The 23,553-nt window shown below is 68.6% G+C and carries 24 protein-coding genes and 1 riboswitch; of the genes, 12 read left to right on the plus strand and 12 right to left on the minus strand.

What is annotated here, in order from left to right:
* Positions 1-9 precede the first annotated feature (9 nt).
* Positions 10-1,083 (plus strand): porin, encoded by a 1,074-nt coding sequence (locus ACODTB_RS10930; RefSeq protein WP_291120100.1) that lies wholly within the window; start codon positions 10-12, stop codon positions 1,081-1,083.
* 15 nt (positions 1,084-1,098) lie between these two features.
* On the opposite strand, the gene ACODTB_RS10935 is transcribed toward ACODTB_RS10930, so the two are convergent.
* Positions 1,099-2,010: a LysR family transcriptional regulator gene (locus ACODTB_RS10935; RefSeq protein WP_291120097.1), complete on the minus strand. Its 912-nt coding sequence runs from the start codon at positions 2,008-2,010 to the stop codon at positions 1,099-1,101.
* 158 nt (positions 2,011-2,168) lie between these two features.
* On the opposite strand from ACODTB_RS10935, the gene ACODTB_RS10940 reads away from it, so the two are divergent.
* Both ACODTB_RS10940 and ACODTB_RS10945 read left to right on the plus strand, forming a co-directional pair.
* Entirely contained in the window at positions 2,169-3,608 is a 1,440-nt protein-coding gene (locus tag ACODTB_RS10940) for an NAD-dependent succinate-semialdehyde dehydrogenase (protein WP_291120095.1), read from the plus strand.
* 181 nt (positions 3,609-3,789) lie between these two features.
* Positions 3,790-4,230 (plus strand): hypothetical protein, encoded by a 441-nt coding sequence (locus tag ACODTB_RS10945; protein ID WP_291120093.1) that lies wholly within the window; start codon positions 3,790-3,792, stop codon positions 4,228-4,230.
* On the opposite strand, the gene ACODTB_RS10950 is transcribed toward ACODTB_RS10945, so the two are convergent.
* The 5 genes from ACODTB_RS10950 to ACODTB_RS10970 all read right to left on the minus strand — a co-directional run bounded on the left by ACODTB_RS10950 (position 4,220) and on the right by ACODTB_RS10970 (position 9,620).
* Positions 4,220-4,618, minus strand: a complete 399-nt coding sequence (locus tag ACODTB_RS10950) for a DoxX family protein (protein ID WP_291120091.1) — start codon at positions 4,616-4,618, stop codon at positions 4,220-4,222. The two genes, ACODTB_RS10945 and ACODTB_RS10950, sit on opposite strands and share 11 nt — an antisense overlap.
* Positions 4,619-4,736: 118 nt before the next feature.
* Positions 4,737-4,961, minus strand: coding sequence for a hypothetical protein (locus ACODTB_RS10955; protein ID WP_291120089.1), 225 nt, complete (start codon positions 4,959-4,961; stop codon positions 4,737-4,739).
* A 12-nt stretch (positions 4,962-4,973) separates the two neighbouring features.
* Positions 4,974-7,670: a methionine synthase gene (metH, locus tag ACODTB_RS10960; RefSeq protein WP_291120123.1), complete on the minus strand. Its 2,697-nt coding sequence runs from the start codon at positions 7,668-7,670 to the stop codon at positions 4,974-4,976.
* 78 nt (positions 7,671-7,748) lie between these two features.
* Positions 7,749-7,844, minus strand: a riboswitch (S-adenosyl-L-homocysteine riboswitch).
* A 206-nt stretch (positions 7,845-8,050) separates the two neighbouring features.
* Positions 8,051-8,560: a PIN domain-containing protein gene (locus ACODTB_RS10965; protein ID WP_291120087.1), complete on the minus strand. Its 510-nt coding sequence runs from the start codon at positions 8,558-8,560 to the stop codon at positions 8,051-8,053.
* Positions 8,541-9,620, minus strand: coding sequence for a helix-turn-helix domain-containing protein (locus ACODTB_RS10970; RefSeq protein WP_488929334.1), 1,080 nt, complete (start codon positions 9,618-9,620; stop codon positions 8,541-8,543). The genes ACODTB_RS10965 and ACODTB_RS10970 overlap by 20 nt, the downstream gene beginning before the upstream one ends.
* 110 nt (positions 9,621-9,730) lie before the next feature.
* On the opposite strand from ACODTB_RS10970, the gene ACODTB_RS10975 reads away from it, so the two are divergent.
* From ACODTB_RS10975 to ACODTB_RS10995, 5 genes are all read left to right on the plus strand, one after another.
* Positions 9,731-11,302 carry a sigma-54 interaction domain-containing protein gene (locus ACODTB_RS10975; RefSeq protein ID WP_291115151.1) on the plus strand — a complete coding sequence of 524 codons (1,572 nt, stop codon included), beginning with the start codon at positions 9,731-9,733 and terminating at the stop codon, positions 11,300-11,302.
* 204 nt (positions 11,303-11,506) lie between these two features.
* The gene (locus tag ACODTB_RS10980; protein WP_291115153.1) at positions 11,507-12,397 is read left to right on the plus strand and encodes a sulfurtransferase; all 891 of its coding nucleotides are present in this window, start codon (positions 11,507-11,509) and stop codon (positions 12,395-12,397) included.
* Between the two features lie 35 nt (positions 12,398-12,432).
* On the plus strand, positions 12,433-13,008 hold the full coding sequence (locus ACODTB_RS10985) for an OsmC family protein (RefSeq protein WP_291115155.1): 576 nt from the start codon (positions 12,433-12,435) through the stop codon (positions 13,006-13,008).
* Positions 13,005-14,312, plus strand: a complete 1,308-nt coding sequence (locus ACODTB_RS10990; protein ID WP_291115157.1) for an acyl-CoA dehydrogenase family protein — start codon at positions 13,005-13,007, stop codon at positions 14,310-14,312. The genes ACODTB_RS10985 and ACODTB_RS10990 overlap by 4 nt, the downstream gene beginning before the upstream one ends.
* The gene (locus ACODTB_RS10995; protein ID WP_291115159.1) at positions 14,309-15,574 is read left to right on the plus strand and encodes an FAD-dependent oxidoreductase; all 1,266 of its coding nucleotides are present in this window, start codon (positions 14,309-14,311) and stop codon (positions 15,572-15,574) included. The genes ACODTB_RS10990 and ACODTB_RS10995 overlap by 4 nt, the downstream gene beginning before the upstream one ends.
* Positions 15,575-15,595: 21 nt before the next feature.
* Here ACODTB_RS10995 and ACODTB_RS11000 read toward each other — a convergent pair whose 3' ends face one another.
* Complete coding sequence (locus ACODTB_RS11000; protein WP_291115161.1) at positions 15,596-15,997, minus strand: transcriptional regulator; 402 nt, start codon at positions 15,995-15,997, stop codon at positions 15,596-15,598.
* Positions 15,998-16,099: 102 nt separating this feature from the next.
* On the opposite strand from ACODTB_RS11000, the gene ACODTB_RS11005 reads away from it, so the two are divergent.
* Positions 16,100-16,873 carry a hypothetical protein gene (locus ACODTB_RS11005; protein WP_291115163.1) on the plus strand — a complete coding sequence of 258 codons (774 nt, stop codon included), beginning with the start codon at positions 16,100-16,102 and terminating at the stop codon, positions 16,871-16,873.
* A 6-nt stretch (positions 16,874-16,879) separates the two neighbouring features.
* On the opposite strand, the gene ACODTB_RS11010 is transcribed toward ACODTB_RS11005, so the two are convergent.
* Both ACODTB_RS11010 and ACODTB_RS11015 read right to left on the minus strand, forming a co-directional pair.
* Complete coding sequence (locus ACODTB_RS11010; protein WP_291115166.1) at positions 16,880-17,926, minus strand: RNA methyltransferase; 1,047 nt, start codon at positions 17,924-17,926, stop codon at positions 16,880-16,882.
* A gap of 24 nt (positions 17,927-17,950) precedes the next feature.
* Entirely contained in the window at positions 17,951-18,856 is a 906-nt protein-coding gene (locus ACODTB_RS11015) for a LysR family transcriptional regulator (RefSeq protein WP_291115168.1), read from the minus strand.
* An 87-nt stretch (positions 18,857-18,943) separates the two neighbouring features.
* On the opposite strand from ACODTB_RS11015, the gene ACODTB_RS11020 reads away from it, so the two are divergent.
* Both ACODTB_RS11020 and ACODTB_RS11025 read left to right on the plus strand, forming a co-directional pair.
* Positions 18,944-19,819 carry a pirin family protein gene (locus ACODTB_RS11020; RefSeq protein ID WP_488929335.1) on the plus strand — a complete coding sequence of 292 codons (876 nt, stop codon included), beginning with the start codon at positions 18,944-18,946 and terminating at the stop codon, positions 19,817-19,819.
* An 18-nt stretch (positions 19,820-19,837) separates the two neighbouring features.
* The gene (locus ACODTB_RS11025; RefSeq protein ID WP_291115172.1) at positions 19,838-20,707 is read left to right on the plus strand and encodes a pirin family protein; all 870 of its coding nucleotides are present in this window, start codon (positions 19,838-19,840) and stop codon (positions 20,705-20,707) included.
* Positions 20,708-20,714: 7 nt separating this feature from the next.
* Here ACODTB_RS11025 and bla read toward each other — a convergent pair whose 3' ends face one another.
* Entirely contained in the window at positions 20,715-21,581 is an 867-nt protein-coding gene (bla, locus tag ACODTB_RS11030) for a class A beta-lactamase (protein ID WP_291115174.1), read from the minus strand.
* A gap of 103 nt (positions 21,582-21,684) precedes the next feature.
* Between bla and ACODTB_RS11035 the strand changes: the two genes are divergently transcribed.
* Positions 21,685-22,548: a LysR family transcriptional regulator gene (locus ACODTB_RS11035; protein WP_291115176.1), complete on the plus strand. Its 864-nt coding sequence runs from the start codon at positions 21,685-21,687 to the stop codon at positions 22,546-22,548.
* A gap of 9 nt (positions 22,549-22,557) precedes the next feature.
* Here the strand turns inward: ACODTB_RS11035 and ACODTB_RS11040 are convergent, their stop codons facing one another.
* The gene (locus tag ACODTB_RS11040) at positions 22,558-23,025 is read right to left on the minus strand and encodes a nuclear transport factor 2 family protein (protein WP_291115178.1); all 468 of its coding nucleotides are present in this window, start codon (positions 23,023-23,025) and stop codon (positions 22,558-22,560) included.
* A complete protein-coding gene (cynS, locus tag ACODTB_RS11045; RefSeq protein WP_291115180.1) occupies positions 23,025-23,468 on the minus strand; it encodes a cyanase in 444 nt (147 codons plus the stop codon). The genes ACODTB_RS11040 and cynS overlap by 1 nt, the downstream gene beginning before the upstream one ends.
* Between the last annotated feature and the right edge of the window lie 85 nt (positions 23,469-23,553).

Consider the following 23,553-nt stretch of genomic DNA (forward strand, 5'->3'; position numbering starts at 1 on the left):
GGAGACAACATGAAGAATGGTGTGATCGGCGCGTGCCTGCTCGTGCCGCCCCTCGCGTTCGCCCAGGCCCCGGGCGGCACGTCATCGGTCCAGCTGTATGGGCGCCTGGACGCGTCCGTCAATGCCGTGCGCATGTCCGGCACGGCCGTGGCGGCCCCCCGCAGCCACACGCTGCTGTCCAGCGACACCTCGCGCTGGGGCCTGCGCGGCACGGAGGACCTGGGGGGCGGGCACCAGGCCTTCTTCAAGCTGGAGCAGGGCTTCAACGCCGACACCGGCACCTTGTCCAGCCCCACGCAGGCCTTCAACCGCGAAACCGTGGTGGGCCTGCGCCATGCCACGCTGGGCAGCCTCGCCCTGGGCAGCCAGTTCACGCCCAGCATCGCGATGTCGCTGCGCATCGACCCGTTCCAGCGCTCGAGCATGGGTGCCATGCAGACGCTGTTCCAGCGCGGGGGTGCGGCGGGCAACCTGGGCTATCCGGTTCAATACAACAACGCGATCCAGTACACCTCGCCCACCGTCGGCGGCTTCGTGGGCCGCGTGATGGTGGCGACCAACGAGGACGCCTCACCTTTTGGCCATCCCGCCAGCTATGCCCTGGAGTACGCCCAGGGCGCGCTGTACGTCGGCGCCGTCTACGACCGCCTGAACACCACCGGCGCTTCGGCGGGCCAGCCCGGACGGGCCTCGGTCTCCACCGACACGGTCAGCCTGGGCGCGAGCTACGACTTCCGGGTGGCAAAGCTGTACGGCTACCTCACCAAGTCCGATGTCGATCGATCGTTCGGCATGCGCGGCGGCTCCGTCGGCGTCAAGGTGCCGGTGGGGCCGGGCGAAATCAACGCCACCTACCAGGTGCGCAACGTCGACGACGCCGCCGGCTCGGACGCGCGCCTGTGGGCGGTGCAGTACCTGCAACCCCTGTCCCGGCGCACCTCGGTGTACGTGAGCGTCGCCCACCAGCGCAACGACGGCGCGGCCGCGTTCGGTCTGTGGCCCAGCCGCGCCGACGCGGGCGGCAGCCCGGCTGCGGGCGCCGACGTCCGAGGGGTCCAGATCGGCATGCGCCACGTCTTCTGACCCGGGCGGGAAGGCTCAGGGCCTGACGCCCAGGGCCAGCGCGCGCGCGCACGAGCGGCACATGGCGACGAAGGCCTGGGCCGCTGGCGAGAGCGGGGGCTCGCGGCGGTAGACCACGCTGTTGACATAGCGCGGCACCGCCTCCTGCAGCTGGAGGGTCGCGAGCCCGTCGCCCATGAGACCGCGGTCGATCATCACGGCCGGGATGACGGCCATCCAGTCCGTGCCGCGCACCAGGGCCGCCAGCTGGGTCAGGGACTCGCACGTGGCCGCGATGAGGGGCGCCGGCAACCCGTGCTCGATGTGGTACTGCGTCACCGTGCCACCCGGGCCGCCCGGCGAGCCCAGCAGCACCCATTCGGTCTCGAGCAGCTCGCGGATGGAGTCGGCGCCCGCCAGGGGGTGGTCTTCCCGGGCGATCACGGCCAGATCGCTGCGGAACAGCTCCACGCTCGTCAGGTTCGGTGACACGCCTTCGCCAGGCACCGCCGTGATCGCGAGCTCCACCTTGCCCTGTTGCAACGCGGACTCCAGGTGCTCGTACACCCCGCTGGTCAGGTTCAGCCGCACGTCGGGAAAACGCTTGTGGAAATCCGGCACCACGTGGTGCAGCAGGGTCGCGGTCGGCGTGGGGCCCAGGCCAATGCTGAGGTGACCGCCACTCTTGCCCCGCAGGCGATCGGCATCGCTGAGGATCTGGCGCGACTCGCGATCGACGATCTGCGCGCGCTCGTAGATCTGCCGGCCCTCCGCCGTCAAGGTGATCCCATGGGTCGATCGCACGATCAGCCTCAGCTTCAGCTCGTTCTCAAGCGCCTGGATGCTGGTGGTCAAGCCCGCCTGGGACACGTCGAGCTCTCGCGCGGCTCTGCGAAAACTGCCAAACTCGACAATGGCCAGAAAGGTTCGCAGCTGCTGAAGTGTCATGTCGTGATCACCGCAGGAAGCGGCCCTGGAATTATCGCGGACAAGCGCACGCGATGAGGCTCGAGATTTCCCGCATGCCACCGTGCCCGCGCGACCATTCGACTGCTGTTAAGGTTCCGCCTTTCCCCTCCCCGTCTTCACCGCTTCAGGAGACTTCCTTGACGTACCCCAACACCCAACTCTTCATCCAAGGCCAATGGCGCGATGCCCAAGCGGGCGAGACGCTGGCCGTGTTCAACCCGGCGACCGGCAAGGAAATCGGGCGCGTGGCGCACGCGCGCCAGGCCGATCTGGACCTGGCCCTGGCCGCCGCACAGAAGGGCTTCGAGACCTGGCGCGACACGCCGGCCATCGAGCGTGCCAAGGTGATGCGCGCGGCCGCCGGCCTGATGCGCGAGCGCGCAGGCGCCATCGCCCGCCTGCTCACGCAGGAGCAGGGCAAGCCGCTGGCCGAAGCCAAGGGCGAGGCCATGGCCGCCGCCGACATCCTCGAATGGTTCGCCGACGAAGGCCTGCGCGTCTACGGCCGCATCGTGCCCTCGCGCGGCAACCTGGCCCTGCGCCAGATGGTGCTCAAGGACCCGGTGGGCCCGGTGGCCGCCTTCACGCCCTGGAACTTCCCCATCAACCAGGTCGTGCGCAAGCTCGCGGCGGCGCTGGCCACGGGCTGCTCCATGATCGTCAAGGCGCCCGAAGAAACCCCGGCCGCGCCGGCCGAGCTGGTGCGCGCCTTCGCCGACGCCGGCCTGCCGGCGGGTGTGCTCGGCCTGGTCTACGGCACGCCGTCCGAGATCTCCAGCTACCTGATCGCGCACCCGGTCATCCGCAAGATCACCTTCACCGGCTCCACGCCGGTGGGCAAGCAGCTCGCGGCCATGGCCGGCCAGCACATGAAGCGCGTGACCATGGAGCTGGGCGGGCACGCGCCGGTGATCGTGGCGGAAGACGCCGACGTGGCCCTGGCCGTGAAGACCGCGGGCGGTGCCAAGTTCCGCAACGCAGGCCAGGTCTGCATCTCGCCCACGCGTTTCCTGGTGCACGAGAGCATCGCCAGGGAGTTCTCGGCCGCGCTGGTCAAGCACGCGGCCGGCCTCGCCGTGGGCGACGGCTCGGCCGAGGGCACGCAGATGGGCCCGCTGGCCAACCCGCGCCGCGTCACGGCCATGGCCGAGTTCACCAAGGACGCCGTGGACCGCGGCGCCACGCTGGCCACCGGTGGCGAACGCATCGGCGACGAGGGCAACTTCTGGCGGCCCACCATCCTCACCGACGTGCCGCTCGAAGCCCGTGTGTTCAACGACGAGCCCTTCGGCCCCATGGCCGCCGTGCGCAGCTTCAACACGCTGGACGAAGCCATCGCCGAAGCCAACCGCCTGCCCTACGGCCTGGCCGGCTACGCCTTCACGCGCTCGCTGAAAAATGCCGACCTGCTCGCGCGCCGGGTGGAGGTGGGCATGCTGTGGGTCAACATGCCCGCGATGCCCTCGGCGGAAATGCCCTTCGGCGGCATCAAGGATTCGGGCTACGGCTCCGAAGGTGGCCCGGAGGCCATGGAGGCCTACCTGAACTCGCGCGCCGTGGCGATCATGAACGTCTGATCGCTCGATGCAACGGCCTGGGAACCAGGGTTCCCGGGCCTGCGGGCCGAAACGGGGATGGCGAAACGCAGGCCGATGAACGAGACATCGCCCAAGTTTCTGGCCGCGACGCGTTGGAGTCAGCCGCCTTGAAGCCACATTGAAACGTGCATACTGTCGTGCCAACGTTGCGGAGATGCGTATGGACTTCTTTTCAGGTGTGCTGACCATGCGCCGAAAGCGCAAGGCCGAAGCGAGCATTCAAGCGCTGTTTGAACTGTGCCAACGCCTGGGCATCGATCTGGGTCCTCCGGCGACCCTCGCCCGGCATGCGGTCAAGTTCTCGTGCGACCGCATGCCGGGATTGTTGAATGGGCGCCTCAAGGGCCTGGTTCTCACGACCGCCGTGCTGGTCATTGCGTTCATGCGCAGCGACCAGCCCAGAGCCATGCGGGTGCTCTGTGCCGCGGCCTTGTCCAGAGCCCTGCTGGCGGCGAGCAAGGACGGCACGCTGCACACGCACGCGGATGCAGAGGGCGCGCTGCTGCAGATTGCCCAAGAGCTTATTCGGCAGTTCAACACCCAGCAGAAGACCCAGCTCCAGGCCGTCTCAGGTCGGAGCGCCCCTCAGATCACTTGTTAGGTCCGATGCGGTGCGTGAACGCCACGACCAGCGCGGTCACGAAGAAGAAGGCCTGCAGCTCCAGGCGCCAGCCGCCGGTGTTGGTGAGATCGAACCAGTGGCCCATGTGCGCCAGGCCCACGGCGAAGGCCATGTTGATCGCGATGACCAGGGCCGCCGGCACCACCCACACGCCCGCGAGCAGGAACAGCGGCGCCACGAACTCGCCCAGGTACACGCCATAGGCCAGGAAGCCGGGCAGGCCCTTGGCGACCAGCATGCCTTCGATGCCGCCCACGCCGCCGGTGATCTTGGCCCAGCCGTGCAGCACCATCAGGAGCGCGAGCGTCCAGCGCAACAGGATGACGCCGAGCCGGGGGTGGTTGAAGAGGTTGTTGAGCAGGTTCATGGTGAAAAGGTTTTAAGAAGCCAACATCAAAAAGGGGATGTACGGTAGGCAGAGCCGCCGCCGCATGAGGAGGTTCCCGGCACGCGCCGCCATGGCGCCCGGTGACAGGGTCGGTGACCTACTGGCGCTTCCAGTGTCTGTACCCGCGCCATCCCCACACCGCCAGGCACCCGGCGCCCAGGACCAGCGCCAGCCAGCCCAGGCCCGCCGAGCCCGCGACGATGTCCCGCAGCGCCGGCGACTGGAGGCGGTGGGGCGCGATCAGCACGATCAGGCCAATGGCGGCGAGCAACACGCCTTTCCAAAGCAGGTCGTCGTTGGGGCGTGGGTTCTTCGACGTCATCGTTCTGCGTCCTCACAGGTTCGGCGCGAGCCAGCGCTGCAGCTCGTTGCGCGCCACGGCGCTGCGCTCGGCCAGGTCGTCCACCTGGTCGTCGCCGATCTTGCCGACGTTGAAGTAGGTGCTCTGCGGGTGGGCGAGGTAGAAGCCGCTCACGCTGGCCGCCGGGGTCATGGCCAGGCTCTCGGTCAGGCCCATGCCGATGTCCTCGCACTGCAGCACGTCGAACATCGCGCGCTTGACGGAGTGGTCCGGGCAGGCGGGGTAACCCGGTGCCGGCCGGATGCCCTGGTACTTTTCCTTGATCAGCTCTTCGTTGCTCAGCGCCTCGTCGGCCGCGTAGCCCCAGAGGTCGGTGCGCACGCGGTGGTGCATGCACTCGGCCAGCGCCTCGGCCATGCGGTCGGCCAGGGCCTTGAGCATGATGGCGGAGTAGTCGTCGAGGTCGTCGAGGAACTGCTTTTCCTTCTTCTCCACACCCAGGCCGGCGGTCACGGCGAACATGCCCACGTAGTCGTTGGCTTCGCCCCGGGGCGCGACGAAGTCGGCCAGGCAGCGGCTGGGGCGCATCACACCGTCGATCTCGTGCTTCTCGGCCTGTTGGCGCAGGCCGTGCCAGGTCAGGGCCACGCTGGTGCGGCTCTCGTCGGTGTAGAGCTCGATGTCGTCGTCGTGCACGCTGTTGGCCGGGTACAGGCCCACCACCGCGCTGGCGCTGAGCCAGCGGCCTTCAATGAGGCGCTGCAGCATGCGCTTGCCGTCGCTGAACACGCGCCGCGCCTCTTCGCCCACCACCTCGTCCTTCAGGATCTCGGGGAAGGGGCCGGCGAGGTCCCAGGTCTGGAAGAACGGGGCCCAGTCGATGTACTTGGCGATCTCGTGCAGGTCGAAGTTCTTGAACACGCGCTTGCCGATGAACTTGGGCTTCTGCGGCGTGTAGGCCTTCCAGTCGATCGGCGTCTTGTTCAGGCGCGCGCGCGCCAGCGGCCACAGCGGCACCTGCTTCTTGTTGGCGTGCTGGTGGCGCACGCGCTCGTAGTCGGCATTGACCTCGGCGATGTAGGCCGCAGCCTGGTCGGACAGCAGGCCCTGCGCCACGCTCACGCTGCGCGAGGCGTCGGGCACGTAGACCACCGGGCCGTCGTAGTGCGGCGCGATCTTCACCGCGGTGTGCACGCGGCTGGTGGTGGCGCCACCGATCAGCAGCGGGATGCCCTTGCCGCGGAAGTGCTCGTCCTTCTGCATTTCGCCGGCCACGTACTGCATCTCTTCCAGGCTGGGCGTGATCAGGCCCGAGAGGCCCACGATGTCGGCGCCCTCGGCCTTGGCCATGGCCAGGATCTCGTGGCAGGGCACCATCACGCCCATGTTCACGACCTCGTAGTTGTTGCACTGGAGCACGACGGTGACGATGTTCTTGCCGATGTCGTGCACGTCGCCCTTGACGGTGGCGATCACGATCTTGCCCTTGGGCTTCACGTCGCCGCCGGCCGCCTGCAGGGCCTGCTTCTCGGCTTCGATGTAGGGCAGCAGGTGCGCCACGGCCTGCTTCATCACGCGCGCGCTCTTGACCACCTGCGGGAGGAACATCTTGCCCTGGCCGAACAGGTCGCCGACCACGTTCATGCCGTCCATCAGCGGGCCTTCGATCACATTGAGCGGGCGGCCACCGCCGGCCTCGATCTCGCGCCACATCTCCTCGGTGTCTTCGGTGATGAAGTCGTTGATGCCGCGCACCAGCGCGTGGCTCAGCCGCTCGCGGATCGGCAGCGCGCGCCATTCGTTCTTCTTGCTGTCGTCCTTGGCCGAGCCCTTGGCGCTCTCGGCCACTTCCACCAGGCGTTCACCCGCGTCGGGCCGGCGGTTGAGCACCACGTCTTCCACGCGCTCGCGCAGCTCGGGCTCCAGCTCGTCGTACACGCCCACCATGCCGGCGTTGACGATGCCCATGTCCATGCCCGCCTGGATCGCGTGGTACAGGAACACCGTGTGGATGGCCTCGCGCACCGGATCGTTGCCGCGGAAGCTGAACGACACGTTGGACACGCCGCCGCTGACCTTGGCGCCCGGCAGGTGCTGCTTGATCCAGCGCGTGGCGTTGATGAAGTCCACCGCGTAGTTGTTGTGTTCCTCGATGCCGGTGGCGATGGCGAAGATGTTGGGGTCGAAGATGATGTCTTCGGGCGGGAAGCCCACTTCGTCCACCAGCACGCGGTAGGCGCGCTCGCAGATCTCGACCTTGCGCTCGTAGGTGTCGGCCTGGCCCTTTTCGTCGAAGGCCATCACCACGGCGGCCGCGCCGTAGCGCTTGACCAGGCGCGCCTGGCGCTTGAACTCGTCCAGGCCTTCCTTCATCGAGATGGAGTTGACGACGCCCTTGCCCTGCACGCAGCGCAGGCCGGCCTCGATCACCTCCCACTTGGAGGAGTCCACCATCACCGGCACGCGCGCGATGTCGGGCTCGCCGGCGATCAGGTTGAGGAAACGCACCATGGCGGCCTTGCTGTCGAGCATGGCCTCGTCCATGTTGACGTCGATGATCTGGGCGCCGTTCTCGACCTGCTGGCGCGCCACGGCCAGGGCGTCCTCGAAGCGCCCTTCCAGGATCATGCGGGCGAAGGCCTTGGAGCCGGTGACGTTCGTGCGCTCGCCGACGTTGACAAACAGGCTGCCCGGCTCGATGCGCAGCGGCTCCAGGCCGGAGAGCAGCATGGGCGGCACGGGGGTGGACGACGACGGGGAAGCGGATACGGAGGACATGAGGCTCACCAAGGCAGTTTGCGAAAAACAGACCGGTGAGCGCCGTTTGGGCCTGTTCGCGCCCACTCAAGCCTGACGCACGGTGGGGGCTGAAAGCCCGCCGGCGCTGCAACGCTCCTTGAGAAGCGGGGATTTTAGCGGGTGATGACGCCAAAGCGCGTTATCCATATGTATGGAAATCGCGATTTCTTATGCACGTTCAACACCACGTGCATGCAAAAAGCGCTTTTTGCTCAGAGCAAAAGTTCAAAGGCTGGCACGGGCTCTTCTCGGCGCCGTAGGGTCGCCCCTTTCGCCGCGGCCCCGACGGGCTCGACACGCAGACTTCGCATTCAACGCAGCGCGTTCAACCTGCTTTCCGCTTCGGCCCAAGGCAGCCGACGCTTACCCGACTTCATCCCATCCAGCGCTCTCAATGCCTCATCGACCGACAGCAACTGGTTTTCAACCATGGCACACAGTAGTCCGATCGTGCCCATAACGCTGACCTGCTCCAGGTCCGCGACCGCGCGCAAATTGGCATCCCCCGTCAGCAAGGTGCAAACCTCCTGCTTCGCGAGCGCTAACGCGAGGTAGTCGTTATGACTTGGCTTTGGGCCATTTTTTGCCCGAAGCAAATGATTGTGCTGCCGTGGCAATTGCTCGGCATACGCCACAAAATCACCGCTGACCTCCATGACCAGCAAACCCAAGTCTTCAAGACCCGGGCTACCCGGCTCAATTTCTTCGTAATACAGCAGATCCGGAATGCCGAACTGCATTGGAAGTTGAAAGAGCGTTCCCATCAACGCTCCCGCTTCCATGTCGATCAGGATGTTGGCATCACTGATGAGCAGCCGCATCCGACGACTCCAACTGGCGCTCCTTGTGGAAGCGCATCATCGGGATACCCAGCAGCTCAGCTGCCTTGCCCTCAGAAATGTACTGCTCGGCCAACGCACGGTACACGAGCTGATCAAATAGCCGTGGGTGCTCTTGCGGCAGCGGATCGCCCGGCTCGTTCTTGCGCCAACCCTTCGCCGAAAACCGCTTGAACATCGAAAGATGAGCGGTCTCGGTAATCACGCTGCATTGTTTGGCTCGTTGCAACCATCCAGCCATCGACAAGCCGAACTCGTGTTTGAGTCCATACAGTTCTTGCCATTCCAACGCATGGCGCTGCTGTCCAAGAACATGGCGAACCGCGACACATGGGACCAGAAATGCACCAGCAAACCGATCGCAAGCCTTCTCTTCATCGATGCCTTCCGCCAGTCGACCCTCCAGCAGCAGGTGTCCGAGTTCATGCGCTAGCGTGAACCGCTGCCGATCACCGGGCCAGCGCTTGGAGACGGCCACGACAGGAAATTCACGTCCGTCCTCGGTTCGCGCCGTGGCGGTCAAGCCAGAAAACCCCGGGTTCTCTTCATCAACCACGATGACCAGTAAACCAAGCACCTCGAGGGTGTCCGTAAGGTCGGCAATCGGGTTCATGCCCAGCTGCCAAGCGTTGCGAACCAAGTCCGAGAATGCATCAATCTCGCTCAACGAAACCACACGTTCAGGCAGGCCCGCAGGAGGTGAAAACGCAGGAAACGGCAATTCAGGAAAGGCTCCGAGCAACTCCACACGTTTTTCTACAAGCTCGGCAACCTTGATCTTCAACGCATCCTGCGCCGTCTTGCCAAAAGCCGAAAGCTTGCGGAACTCAGGATGCAGCAGTTCTACCGTGTGCGTGCGAAAGAAATATTCGGTGCGAACCCCACAAGCTTTGGCCAGATTGAGGAGCTGAGACGACGACGGGGTCAAAAAACCCTTTTCATACTTTTGGATAGCGGTGTGCGACACACCCACTTTTTCACCCAAAGCAACAAGGGTGAGGCCTGCCGCCAACCGCGCTTGACGAATGCGATCTGCAATCATGGTGCGTCCTTGGTTGTGGTTTAAAATATCTGAAGATTTTCAGATATTTTAAACCACAACCTGTGGTGGCATACCGAATCCCCGGCGCGATGTTTGCTTGCCCGTCGCCCATGCCCACCAGCCCCAGCGACCTCGACAGCCCCGCGACCGACTGGCACGCCCAGGAGCTGCTGCTCATGCGCGAGGTGATGAAGCTGGTGGGCCGCAGCCTGGCGCCGGCCTTCGTGCTGCGTGAGATGCTGCACCTGATGAGCGAATTGCTGGGCCTGAACCGGGGCCGCATGGTGCTGGCCGGCGAGGCCGCGCCGGGCGAGGCGCGCACGGCCTCGGTGCGCCATGCCTACGGCCTCACGGCCGAGGAAGTGCAGCGCGGCGTGTTCCGCTGGGGCGAGGGCATCACCGGGCGCGTGCTGGCCACCGGCCTGCCGGCCATCGTGCAGGACGTGGACGCCGAACCGCTGTTCCTGTTTCGCACGGTGCCGCGCGAGCGCCTGCCACCGCAGACGGTGGCCTTCATCGCGCTGCCGATCGAGGTCAACGGCGCGACCATCGGTGTGCTGGCCTGCCACCGCATCCGCAGCCGCCAGCGCCACCTGAACGACGACCTGGCCGTGCTGCGCATCCTGGCCACGCTGGCCGGGCAGCTGCTGCGCCTGGAGCAGCTGGTGGCCGAGCAGACGCGCCAGCTGCTGGCGCGCAACGCGGCCCTGGCCCGCGCGCTGGACAGCGCCAGCGCCCGCTACGGCCTGATCGGCCGCTCGCCCGCGCTGCTGCAGGCGCTGGGCGAGCTCGAGCGCGTGTCGCAGTCGCAGGCCACGGTGCTGCTGCTGGGCGAGTCCGGCACCGGCAAGGAGCTGTTCGCGCGCGCGGTGCACCTGGCCAGCGGCCGGCACGACCAGCCTTTCATCAAAGTCAACTGCTCGGCGATCCCCGAGACGCTGTTCGAGTCCGAGCTGTTCGGCTACGAGAAAGGCGCCTTCACCGGCGCGAACACCGCGCGCGCCGGCTGGTTCGAGCAGGCCCACGGCGGCACCATCTTCCTCGACGAGATCGGCGAGCTGCCGCTGGCCATGCAGTCCAAGCTGCTGCGCACGCTGCAGGAAGGCACGCTGGTGCGCCTGGGCGGCACGCGCGAACTCAAGGTGAACGTGCGCCTGGTGGCGGCCACCAACCGCGAGCTCGCGCGCGAGGTGCAGGCCGGGCGCTTCCGGCAGGACCTGTATTACCGGCTCAACGTGATCCCGATCCGCCTGCCCAGCCTGCGCGAGCGCGGCGAGGACGTGCGCGCGCTGGCCCTGCACTTCGTGAACCGCGCCAACCAGGCGCACCAGCGCAACGTGAACCTCGCCCCCGACGCGCTGGCGCGGCTGGAGGCGCACGACTGGCCGGGCAACATCCGCGAGCTGGGCAACCTGATCGAGCGCCTGGTGCTGCTGGCCGACCACACCCTGGTGACGGCCGCCACGCTGGAGCGCTTCATGCCCCAGGCCCTGGGCGCGGCGGCGGCCGCCAGCGAGGCCGAGCCGCTGGTGCGCGACTACCAGAGCGCGCAGTCGCACAGCGCCCAGGCCCTGCTCGACGCGCTGGCCCGGCACCAGGGCAACCAGTCGCGCGCGGCGCAGAGCCTGGGCCTCACGCTGCGGCAGTTCGCGTACCGGTTGCGCAAGGCCGGCCTGCGCTGAAGACCGCGCAATGTGTCGACATTGTGTCGACACATTGAAGATGGCGAGGGGTTTCCGACCTCCGGCGGCCCTTGGCTCAGAAGCAAAAATCGCTTTGGAATCAAAGGCCCAAGTCGACTTTCGGTGTCTCTCACGAAGCTGGCACAACGGTTGCAAAAGACAGCACAGGCAATCCCGCCGGCCCCGTCCTTTCGTGAGGTTTCCATGAGCATCGACGCCACCCTGATCGCCCCCGCCCAGTTGCAGGCCCTGCAGTCGTCCGAACCCGTGGTGGTCATCGACACCCGCGACGCCGAGACCTACGCCGCCGGCCACATCCCCGGTGCGGTCAACCTGCGCGAGGTCTTCACCTACCTGGCCACGTCCACCCCTGAAGGGCTGGATGCCCTCAAGGCCACCTTCGCCGCCGCGCTCGGCGCCGCCGGCCTCTCGGGCAAAGAGACCGCCGTGTTCTACGAAGACGCGATGAACAGCGGCTACGGCCAGTCCTGCCGCGGCTACTACCTGTTGACCTGGCTGGGCTACCCGAAGATCAAGGTGCTCAACGGTGGCTTCAGCGCCTGGAAGGCCTCGGGCCTGCCGGTGTCCACCGAGGCCGCCACGCCCACGCCCGCCACCTTCCCCGAACTGGTCGGCACCGACGTGATGCTCACCCAGGCCGACGTGCAGGCCGCGCTGGGCACCGACACCGTGCTGCTGGACGTGCGCGACGTGGACGAGTGGATCGGCGACAGCTCGTCGCCCTACGGCAAGGACTTTGCGCCCCGCAAGGGCCGCCTGCCCGGCGCGAAATGGGTCGAGTGGTACCGCTTCATGAAGCCGTCCGCACAAGGCCCTGTGTTCAAGACGCCCGACGAGGTGAAGGCCGAGTGCGCCACCGCTGGCATCGCACCCGACGACACCGTCTACCTCTACTGTTTCAAGGGCGCGCGCGCCTCCAACACCTTCCTGGCCCTCAAACAGGCCGGCTTCAGCGACGTGCGCATGTACTTCGGCTCGTGGAACGAGTGGTCGCGCGACGAGAGCCTGCCGATCGAGACCGGCCTGCCGGTGGCGAAGTCGAGCAAGAAGCCCAGCCTCGCCCTCGCGGCCTGAACCACCCACCCCGCTTTTTCAACCCTGGAGACCCCATGTCCGCCACCGACACCCTTGAACCCACCGCCCCCGCCGCGACCGTGAAGGCGCACCTGCGCCCGATCGACGGCGCCGGCCTCGCCGCCTTCGCCGCCAAGGGCAAGGCCAACCCGGCCAGCCGCGGCACCAACAAGGTCCACACCGTGATGGAGGGCCAGTACCGCTCGCTCTCCACCGTGGGCCAGCACGCGCCGGTGGTGGTGGACGAGCCGCTGCACCTGTTCGGCCAGGACACCGCGCCTGCCCCGGGCGAGATCGTGCTCTCGGGCCTGGGCGGCTGCCTGGCCGTGGGCATCACGGCGGTGGCGACCTGGAAGGGCGTGAAGCTCAGCAAGCTCGAGGTCTTCCTCGAGGGCGACATCGGCAACCCCGCCGCCTGGGGCGCCGGTGGCGCGCTGGAGAAAACGCCACCGGAGATGGGCTTTCAAGCCATCCGCGTGAAAGTGCTGGTGGAAGGCGATGCCCCGCGCGAGGTGCTCGACGAGATCGTGCAGCACGCCAACTTCTACTCGCCGGTGGCCAACTCGATGCGCAACCCGATCCCCTTCACCATCGGCCTGGCGGACGCATGAACCCCCTCGACCTGCCCCGCGAGCTGACCCACGACACAACGGTGATCTGTTCCGCGTTCGAGGCACCTGCGGCGCAGGAAGCGGTCGAGCCCAGGGACACCGAGGGTCCGGCTTCGCCGGCCCCAGGTGTCGCCCCCCTCCCGCCGAAGGCGAGAGAGGGGGGTGCGCCGCAGGCGCGCGGGGGGTGTTTCACTTCCGCCGACGAGCTGCTGGCCGCGGTGCGCGCCGTGGCGCAAGGCCCGCTGGCCGCGGTGGTGGAGGCGATCGACCGCGAAGGCCACTACCCGCGCGAGGTGCTGCAGCAGCTGGGCGCGGCAGGGGCGTTCAGCGCCCACCTCGACGCACCCGCGGGCCGTGCGGACTACGGCCTGGCGATCCGCGCCATGGCCGAGGTCTCGCGCGTCTGCGGCGCCACCGGCTTCATGGTGTGGTGCCAGCTGGTCTGCGGCCTGTACATGCAGGCCAGCGGCAATCCGGCGCTGGGCGGCGCGGCGCTGCAGGCGCTGGCCAGCGGCGAGGCCTTGGGCGGCACCGCCATGTCCAACCCCATGAAGAGCTACGCGCAGATCGAGAGCCTGCTGCTCAAGGCCACGCCGGTCGAGGGGGGCCACCTGGTCAGCGGCACCCTGCCCTGGGTCAGCAACCTCGGCCCGGGCCATGCCTGCGGCGCGCTCGCGGCGGTGGTGGACGCGCAGGGCGAGCCGCTGGGCCGCGAGCTGATGTTCCTGCTGCGCTGCGACGCGCCCGGCGTGGAGCTGCGCGACTGCCCGAGCTTCTCGGCCATGGAAGGCACCGGCACCTACGCGCTGCGCCTGAAGGACGTGTTCATCGGCGCGAACGAGCGCATGGCCGAACCGGCCAAGCCCTTCATCGCGCGCATCCGCGCGGCCTTCGTGCTGCTCCAGTGCGGCATGGCGGTGGGTGTGGCGCAGGGCGCGATCGACAGCATGTGGGCGGTGGAGGCGCAGCTGGGCCATGTGAACCAGTTTCTCGAAGACCGGCCCGACGCCTTGCAGGCCGAGCTGGACGCGCTGACCGCGCGCGTGATGGCACTCGCCGACACGCCGTTCAACGACAGCGTGGACTTCTTCATCGACGTGCTCGACGCGCGCGCCCACGGCGCCGAGCTGAGCCTGCGCGCCGCGCAGTCGGCCTTGCTGCACCAGGGCGCGCGCGGCTACCTCATGAGCTCGGACGTGCAGCGCCGCGTGCGCGAATCGCACTTCGTGGCCATCGTCACGCCCGCGATCAAGCACCTGCGCAAGGAGATCGCGCGCCTGTCCGCCGAGGTGATGCCGTCATGAACACCGCCCCCTCCTTGTCCCCGGTCGCGACGGCCGTGCAGGCGCTCGCGCCCTACCAGACCTACCTCTGCGACGCCTGCGGCTACCTCTACAACGAAGCCGACGGCGACCCCGACGGCGGCCTGCCACCCGGCACGCGCTACGCCGACATTCCCGACGACTGGGCCTGCCCGCTGTGCGGCGTGACCAAGGCCGACTTCCGGCCTTACACGCCGCCCTCTCTGGAAGCCCTGCGCGCCGCCCTGCCCCGCAGCTCGCCGGTGGCCGCGCGCGGTGGCGCGGCCGGCGTGGTGATCGTGGGCGCGGGCCGCGCCGGCTGGCAGATGGCCGAGGCGCTGCGCGCGCTCGACGCGAAGCGGCCGATCACCCTGGTGAGCCAGTGCGCGGGCGACCTGTACGACAAGCCACTGCTGTCCGTCTCGCTGGCGCGCGGGCTCGCGCCCGACACCCTCGCCAAGGAAAGCGGCCCCGCGGCGGCCGCGCGCCTGAACCTGCGCCTGCTCGCCCACACGCAGGCCGTTCGCATCTGCCCCGACACGCGCACGTTGCGCACCACGCGCGGCGTGCTGCGCTACGACCACCTCGTGCTGGCGCATGGCGCCCAGGCCGCGCTGCCGCCGGCCCTGCCCGCCGCGCTGTGCTGGCGCATCAACCACCTCGACGCCTACCAGCGGCTGCGCGCCGCGCTGGGGACTTCACCGAAGGACGTGGCCATCGTCGGCGCCGGCCTGATCGGCAGCGAACTTGCCAACGACCTCGCGCTCGGCGGCCACCGCATCACCCTGCTGGACGTGCAGGCCGCACCGCTGGCGCGCTGGCCCGCCGAGCAGGCGGGCGCGCCGCTGCTCGATGCCTGGAAAGACCTGGCCATCCGTTTCGTGGGGGGCGTGCAGGTGGCGCGGCTGGAGCCGGTGGCCGGCCGCTACCGGCTCACCACCGCCTGCGGCCAGCGCTTCGCGGCCGACCAGGTGATCGCCGCCGCCGGCCTGCAGACACCGACCCGGCTGGCGCGCAGCGCCGGGCTCGCGTGGAACCAGGGCATCGCGGTGGAAGCCGCCACGCTGCGCACCAGCGACGACCTCATCCACGCCCTGGGCGACTGCATCGCGGTGAACGGGCAGCCGAGCCGCTTCATCGAACCGATCGCGCGCCAGGCCCGGGCCATCGCGGCCAAGCTCTGCGGCGCGCCCCCCGCGCCGTACGCACCGCGCGCGGCGGTGGTGCGGGTCAAGACCACCTCGCACCCGCTCACGCTGCACTGAGCGCAGGGGCGCGCGGGGCGCTCAGCCCTGGGTCTTCTCGTGCGCCAGCGCGAAGGCGAGGATCACCTCGCGCACCACCTTGCGCTGCCCCACCGGCAGGTTGAGGTAGGCGTCAAACATCTCGCGCTCCTCGAAGCTCAGGGCCTCGTCCCAGCGCTTGCGCTTCTCCTGCACGCGGCGGCGCACATCCGGGCCGTAGCGCAACACCTCGGGCTCCACCTTCAGGATCTCGGCCAGCAGCTGCAGCTTGTCCTGCGCGGGGATGGCCTGGCCCTTGAGCCAGCACGACACCGCCTGAAAGGACACCGAGGTCCCCCAATAGCGGGCATTGAACAGGTTGTGCAGCACGCCGGGCCGGGGCTGCAGACCCACCGCCAGCATGGCTTCGCGCAGCCGTTGAGCGAATTCGAGCTTCTGATTCATGCACCGAACGCTAGTTTTCGGCCGCGCACCAGATTAATATTCACTTGAGTTTTAAACTCATATTTTGATTGATTCGTTCACATTGTCTCAAGGAGGACAAAGATGACCCAGGCTGTGGCACCACGCCTCACCCCCACCACCACGGCCCTGCTGCACTGGTGGTTTGGCAAGGAAGCGATCTGCCTGCGCGGCGGGCAGGGCTTTGACGACCGGCAGCGCCGGGTGATCCAGGACACCCTCATGGCGCACGAAGCGATGGACCCGCCCTCGCTGCGGCTGGAGCGGCCCGTGCACCGCCTGGCATTGACCCAGGGAGAACACCAGATCGAGGTGCTGCTGGCGCTGCTGGTCTGGCAGCTGCTGAACCGCAACGACGCGCTGGCGGCAGGCGCCGATGACGCGCGTTTCACGCACCACTTCATCGCCGTGGCCGCTCAAGATCCCGTCCGCGAACGGCTGCGCCAGGTGTTCTTCGGCCAGCCGCGGCCGGGCGGTCGCGGCCAGCGCGACTTCGACACGAGCGATCTGGTGCGGCTGAGCCCGCTGCTCATCCCCACCGCCCGCCACGAGGAGGTCCACGCCTTCGTGCGCGCCAGCGCGTGCCAAGGCGCCCCACTCTTCCACCAGATCGATGGCGGCGGGGTGATCGCCCTCACCGACGGTCGCCTGGAAGCGCTGGAATGCCTGGCGCGTCTGCCCGATGCCATGCTGTTCGACGACGACACCCGCCCGCCCTACCTGGAGCGCTGCGAAGAGGATCGGCACGGCCTGGCCTGGCGCCACCACGTGCGCCGCTTCGCCACCGCGCGGCGCGGTTTTGGCGTGCAGGTGGTGTTCACGCCGCCGCCACCGGAGCACGGCCCCGGGCAGCCCTGATCACCCTCAGGCGCTGCGGGTGCTTGTCGCGCGCAGCGGGATCGTGCGCCGCGCGGGCTTTTCCGAGCGCGCGCGCAGCTGGCCGCAGCCGCCTTCCACGTCCTGCCCGGCCGACTGCCGCAGCTTGGTGAGGATGCCGCGCCGGTGCAGTCGGCGCGCGATCTCGGCCGCCTGCGCCCAGCTCGGGCGCCGGTACGGCAGGTCGTCCACCGTGTTGTACGGGATCATGTTGAGGATGGCGTACTTGCCGTGCAGCAGACGCACGATGCCCTCGATCTCGTCGTCGCCGTCGTTGATGCCTTCGAGCAGCGTCCACTGGTATTGAATGGGGTAGCCGGTGGCGCGCGCGTAGCGCTCGCCCGCGTCCACCAGTGCCTCGGGCGTGAGGCGAGGCGCGCGCGGCAGCAGCTGCTCGCGCAGATCGGCCTTGGTGGTGTGCAGCGAGAGCGCCAGCGCGGGCTTCACCCGGCCCTGCGGCAAGGCCTCGAACACGCGCGGGTCGCCCACGGTGGAGAACACCAGGTTCTTGTGGCCGATGTTGCCCACGGTGCCCAGCAGGTCGATGGCTTCGAGCACGTTGTCCAGGTTGTGCGCCGGCTCGCCCATGCCCATGAACACCACCTTCTTCACCACGCGGCGCGTGCGCGCCAGCGCCACCTGCGCCACGATCTCGGCGCTGCCGACCTGGCGCACCAGGCCGCCCTGGCCCGTCATGCAGAACACGCAGCCCACCGCGCAGCCCACCTGGGTCGATACGCACAGGCCATCGCGTGGCAGCAGCACGCTCTCCACGGTCTGGCCATCGGCCAGCGCCACCAGCAGCCGCGCGGAACCGTCTTCGCCCGGGTGCTCGGAGCGCAGCACCGCCAGGCCCGCCAGTTCCTCGGCCAGCGCCGGCAAGGCCGCCACCAGGGTGGCGGGCAGGAAGTGCTCGACCTGGCGCCGGCCCGCGTCCTGCGGCAGGGCCTGCGACCACAGGCGCAGCACGCGCTGCTCGTGGCGGGGGTTGGCGCCGAGCGCGCGCAGGCGTTGGCGGATGGCTTCGATTCGCATGGGGCCAGAAGCTTAGCGCGGCGCTCAGCGGTCGAACAGGGCCGCGAGTTGCGGACCGGCCTCGTCGATGAAATGGCGCAGCTTGGCCGGCACGAAGCGCTGGCTGGGGTAGACGAGGTGGATGGGGTCGGTGCGCGCGTGCCAGCCCGGCAGGAGCGGCACCAGCTGGCCGTGGTCGACCTCGCGCCGGCACACGTAGTCGGGCAGCAAGGCCACGCCCTGGGCGTCGAGCGCGAGGCGGCGGATCAGCCGCATGTCGTTGGCGGCAAAGGCGCTGCGCAGCGGCACCTGCACCCGGGCCTTGCCGCGCGAAAGCGTCCAGTTGTCGCGCCCGAGCGGGCTGAAGCACAGGGCGGCGTGTTGCGCGAGGTCTCTGGGCTGGCGCAAGGCGGGTGCGCGCGCCAGGTAGTCGGGGTGGGCGAAGGGCGCCCAGCGCGCCTGGCCGATCTGGCGCGCCACCAGGCTGGAGTCGGCCAGCTCGCCCGCGCGCAGCGCCAGGTCCAGACCCTGCTCCACCAGGTCGAGGCGGGCGTCGGAAAACACCAGCTCCACCGCCACGCCGGGGTGGCGCGCGCGGTAGCCGCTGAGGATGCCCAGCAGCTGCTCGTCGCCCATGTCGATCGGCAGCGTGATGCGCAGCAGGCCCTGGGCCTCGTGCCGGCCGGCGTCGAGCTGGGCCTCGGCCTGCAGGATCTCGTCCAGCCCGCGCGCGGCCTGGCGCAGGTAGGCCTGACCCGCCTCGGTCAGGCGCAGCCGGCGCGTGGTGCGCTGCAGCAGCGTGACGCCCAGGCGCTGCTCCAGCCGCGACACGCGCACGCTCAGCGTGGACGTGGGCATGCCCATGAGCCGCGCGGCGGCGCTGAAACCGCCGGCCTGGGCCACACGCACGAACACCAGGGTGTCGTTCAGGTCGGGGGGCTGATTGTTCATCTCATTGAAAAATGATTTGCGATCTTACCGGCTTATCAAGGGAACGCCAGCCCGGTACAGTGCTCCTTCATACAGGAGAACACCCCCATGAAAACCGTTTCTTTCATCCAACGCAGCGCCGGCGGCCACTGGGTCGGCGACGGCTTTCCGGTGCGCAGCATCTTTTCGTACAACGGCGCGGCGGAGCGCTTCTCGCCCTTCCTGCTGCTGGACTATGGCGGCCCCACCAAATTCGAGCCCACCACGAAGCGCCGGGGCGTGGGCCAGCACCCGCACCGCGGCTTCGAGACCGTGACCATCGTCTACGACGGCGAGGTCTCGCACAGCGACTCCAGCGGCGGCGGCGGCACCATCGGCCCCGGCGAGGTGCAATGGATGACGGCCGCTTCGGGCATCGTTCATGAGGAGTACCACGGCGAGCGCTTCGCGAAACAGGGTGGCCCGTTCGAGATGGTGCAGCTCTGGGTGAACCTGCCCGCGCGCGACAAGATGGCCGCCCCCGGTTACCAGGGCATCACGCGCGACCAGATTCCGCAGATCGACCTGCCCGATGGCGCCGGCACGGCGCGCGTGATCGCGGGCGAGCTGCTGGGCACGCAAGGCCCGGCACGCACCTTCACGCCCATGCAGGTCTGGGACCTGCGCCTGAAGGCCGGCCACACCGTGACCCTGCCGGCGGCGGAAGGTCACACCACCGCACCCTTCGTGCTGCGCGGCCGGCTGCGCCTGGCCGACGGCAAGGAAGTGACGGCGGCGCAGATGGCGGTGCATTCGCGCGACGGACAGGACGTCACGTTCGAGGTGCTGGAAGACGCCACCGTGCTCTGGCTGGCCGGCGAACCGATCGACGAGCCCATCGTGGGGTATGGTCCGTTCGTGATGAACAGCGAGGCCGAAATCCACCAGGCCTTCGCCGACTTCCAGAGCGGCAAGATGGGCCGCATCGCTGGCGCCACGGCCTGAACCCCGAAAGGACACGAAATGCTTGAGATGGTGATCACCGCCCGCGAGGCCGACCTGGGCCACGGCCTGAAAGTGCGGCGCGTGCTGCCCTACGCGAAGCGCCGCATGGTCGGTCCGTGGATCTTCGTGGACCACGCCGGGCCGGTGACACTGGCGGCCGAGGACACGCGCGCCGCCGATGTGCGGCCCCACCCGCACATCGGCCTGTCCACCGTGAGCTACCTGCTCAGCGGCCAGGTCTCGCACCAGGACAGCCTGGGCGTTCACCAGCTCATCAACCCCGGCGATGTCAACTGGATGACCGCCGGGCGCGGCATCTCGCATTCCGAGCGCTTCAAGCACCCGGACTCCTTCGCCGGTGGCGGGCTGGAGCTGATGCAGCTGTGGGTGGCACTGCCCGAGGCCGATGAAGAGACCGAGCCGGCCTTCACCCACTACCCCGCCGCCGACCTGCCGGTGCGCGACGAGGGCGGTGTGTGGATGCGCCTGATCGCGGGCGAGGCCTACGGCATGAAGAGCCCGGTGCGCACGCACTCGCCCCTGTTCTACCTGCACACCGAGTGGCAGCCGGGCGCGCGCCTGGCCCTGCCAGGCGGCCACCGCGAACAGGCGGCCTACGTGGCACGCGGTGAAGTCGAATACGGCGGCCAGACCTATGTGCCGGGCCAGCTGCTGGTCTTCGGTGACGACACCGACGCCGTGATCACCGCGCTCACCAGGAGCACGCTGATGATCTTCGGTGGCGAACCGCTGGGCGAGCGCCACATCTTCTGGAACTTCGTGTCCTCGCGCAAGGAGCGCATCGAGCAGGCCAAGGCCGACTGGGCGGCCGGCCGCATCCCGCTGCCACCGGAGGACAACCAGGAGTGGATTCCGCTGCCGGGCTGACCGACGCTCAGAGCTTGGCCAGCAACCGCCCCACGCTGGCCAGCGCCGCCTCCCGCGTCGCTCCGTCGGTGACGCTCTCGGCGAGGTAGGCGGTCACGATCACCGGCGCGCGCTGCGGCGGGAAGGCGATGCCGATGTCGTTGGCGTCGTCGCCGGCGGTGCCGGTCTTCTCACCGATGCGCCAGTCCGCCGGCACCCCGGCCCGCAGGCGCTTGCCGCCCGTGGTGTTGGCCAGCAGCCATTGCAGCAGCCGCGCGCGCGAGGCCGGTGACAGCGCGTCGCCCACCAGCAGCGCGCGCAGTGTGTGCGCCATGGCGCGCGGCGTGGTGGTGTCCAGCGGTTCGCCGCTGGCGGCGCGGCGGTTCAGCTCGGGCTCGGTGCGATCGAGCCGCGTCACGCGGTCGCCCAGGCGGCGCGCGTAGGCGGTGAGCGCGCCCGGGCCGCCATAGCTGGCCAGGATCAGGTTGGCGGCGGTGTTGTCGCTGGTGGTGATGGTGGCTTCGCACAGCTGCGCCAGGCTCAGCCCCTCGCCGCCCACGTGGCGCTCGGTCACGGGCGACCACGACACGAGGTCCTGCCGGCGGTAGCGGATGCGCCGCTCCAGCGACTCCTCGCCCCGGTCGGCGCGGTCCAGCACCAGCGCGCTGGCCAGCAGCTTGAACGAGCTGAGCATGAGAAAGCGCTCGTCCATCCGCCAGCCCTGCTCACGGCCCGTGGCGGTGTCGATGAGGTGCACGCCCAGGCGGCCCCGCGCCTTGGTTTCGATGTCGCGCAGGGCGTCCTGCAGGGGCTCGGTATCGGCCCAAGTATTTCCGTGGGTCAAGCCCAGCAGGGCAGCGCCGGAGGCCAGGCAGAAAGTGCGTCGGTCGGTCATGGTGTTTCCTTGTGAATCAGGCCCGCATCGTAGGCAGGACGGCCTGCGCGATCAAACGGGAATAATCAAGGTCACACCACGGAAAAACTTGGGGATCGATGCCATGGACCTGCCACTGAATGCCCTGCGCGCCTTCGAGGTGTCGGCGCGGCACCTGAGCTTCACGCGCGCCGCGCAGGAGTTGAACCTCACGCAGACCGCCGTGAGCCAGCATGTGAAGAACCTGGAGCAGCGCCTGGGCAAGCCGCTGTTCCGCCGCGTGCCGCGCGGCCTGGCCCTGACCGACGAGGGCATGGCCCTGCTGCCCACGCTGGTGGACGCGTTCGCGCGCGTCTCGGCCACGCTGGAGAGCTTCAAGGGCGCGCACAAGCGCGAGGTGCTGTCGGTGGGCGCGGTGGGCACCTTCGCGGTGGGCTGGCTGCTGCCGCGCCTGCGCGACTTCCAGGCGCGCCATCCCTTCGTGGAGCTGCGGCTGTTCACGAACAACAACCGCATCGACCTCGCGGCCGAAGGCCTGGACTGCGCAATCCGATTTGGGGACGGCCAGTGGGCGGGACTGCAGACGCGGCACCTGCTGGCCGCCCCACTGGCGCCGGTGGGCGCACCGGCCCTGGCGCACCGCATCCGCGCGGTGGCCGACCTGGGGCGCGAGACGCTGCTGCGCTCCTACCGCTCGGACGAATGGGCGCAGTGGTTCGAGGCGGTGGGCGGGCGCGCGCCGTTGCTCACCGGGCCGATGTTCGATTCCTCGCTGGTGCTGGCCGACGCGGCCGCCCAGGGCGCGGGCGTGGCCCTGCTGCCGGTGTCGCTGTTCACCCGCGACCTGCAGAGCGGGCGGCTGGTGCGCCTGTTCGAGGCCGAGGTGGACGTGGGCGGCTACTGGCTCACGCGCCTGAAGACGCGGCGCAAGAGCGCGGCCATGAAGGCGTTCCAGGACTGGCTGGAGCAGCAGGTGCCGCAGGCCTGAGCGCCGCGCTCACAGCCCGAGCGCGCTCAGCCCCGGGTGGTCGTCGGGCCGCCGGCCGAGCGGCCAGTGGAACAGCCGCTCGCTCTCGTGGATCGGCCGGTCGTTGATGCTGGCGTGGCGCTGTTCCATGTAGCCCAGGTCGTTGAACTGCCAGTTCTCGTTGCCGTGCGAGCGGAACCAGTGGCCCGAGTCGTCGCGCCATTCGTAGACGAAGCGCACCGCGATGCGGTTCGCCTCGAAGGCCCACAGCTCCTTGATGAGCCGGTAGTCCAGCTCCTTCGCCCACTTGCGCACCAGGAAGGCGTGCACCGCCTCGCGGCCCACCGGGAACTCCGCGCGGTTGCGCCAGCGCGTGTCCTCGGTGTAGACCTTCACGACCCGGTCGGGGTCGCGCGAATTCCACGCGTCCTCGGCCAGGCGCACCTTCTCGATGGCCGACCCGCGCGTGAACGGCGGCAGCGGCAGGCGCGGTTCCATCAGTACTGCTTGTACGGCAGAAACTTGCCGGACAACACCACGTTCACGCGGTCGCCTTTCGGATCGGCCTGGCGCTCGATGTCCATGCTGAAGTCGATCGCGCTCATGATGCCGTCGCCGAACTCTTCGTGAATCAGCTCCTTGATGGTGGTGCCGTAGACGCTGACGATCTCGTACCAGCGGTAGATCAGCGGATCGGTCGGCACGGGCGTGGGCAGCGAGCCCTTGTACGGCACGACCTGCAGCCACTTCTGCTCTTCCACCGAGAGGCCGAAGATCTTGCCGACCACCTTGGCCTGGGCGGGCGAGGCGGTCATCTGGCCCAGGCACAGCGCCGTGGTCCATTCCTTGGACTGGCCCACCTTTTTGGCCACGTCGGCCCAGCTGATGCCTTTGGACACCTTGGTGGAAATGATCTTTTCGGTGACGTCGAGTCGGTTCATGTGTTGCCTCGCAAGAAAGAGTGGTTGGGTGAAGGGGAGTGGTCCAGAGACACCGCGGGTCCGGCTCCGCCGGCCCCAGGTGTCG

This window comes from Hydrogenophaga sp. FG152, assembly GCF_057809615.1.